The sequence below is a fragment of the Oleiphilus sp. HI0067 genome (assembly GCF_001635735.1).
This window is the reverse complement of record NZ_LWFI01000840.1, coordinates 1-721: the sequence shown is the minus strand read 5'-3', so window position 1 is coordinate 721 and position 721 is coordinate 1. Positions and strand designations below refer to the sequence as shown.

Below are 721 nucleotides of genomic sequence, written 5' to 3'. Positions count from 1 at the left end.
GCGTTATAGGTAAAGGAATTACTCTAAATGGGAAAAAGGGTACGTAAACATAGAGATAAAAAGACGAAGAAATCGTCAAAAAAATCCTGTTATCCTATTTATCAGGTGATTTCATTTTTGCTTGGGTTAGTTGGTTTTCTTATTTTGGCTTGGTGTGGTTATAAAATGGGAAACCCTTTTCCATATGCTTCATACATCGGATTAGGTTTAGTGGTATCAGCCACTTTCATAAGTATTATCTTTGATAAAAGTAAGTGGTCAAAAAATCGCGATGACTACCCAGATAATTTGGGGGGGCATGATGGCGGCGCCCACTAATGGCTATAGCAAAGCCATTTTGCCTCGCCAGCAAGCTGGCTGACAAAATTCCGCAAATGGCGGCGCTAATAAGTACTAAGAATGAAAAGCGGACATTGGTTTTCCATTCGCAAATAGACAAGAGCAGACCTTGGCGTTTATTCATTCTCGATGCCTGCGTCAAGAGGGAGATGCCGGACTTTGATCTTTACTAACAATCGCTTATAGGTTGAGGTCGACTTTGCGTATAAGCGCCGTTGTAATCTTGATGGGTAATAAAAGCATCTTGTTAATATCAAACTAGGCTTTAATTAGAGTAGTCATATTTTAATAAGCGAGTTAAATGAAAATTAAAGAAGAATGGTTAGGGTTCGGGCCCTTATGTCTTTTGCTAGGTATTCCTGGGTTATTTTTGTTTCAACCA

General features: G+C 39.0%; 1 protein-coding gene. It reads left to right on the top strand.

Features of this window, described 5'->3' with window-relative positions; all coding sequences use genetic code 11:
• Window positions 1–27 precede the first annotated feature (27 nt).
• Window positions 28–318: a hypothetical protein gene (locus A3739_RS08915; protein ID WP_068474010.1), complete on the top strand. Its 291-nt coding sequence runs from the start codon at window positions 28–30 to the stop codon at window positions 316–318.
• The last annotated feature ends 403 nt before the right edge of the window (window positions 319–721 follow it).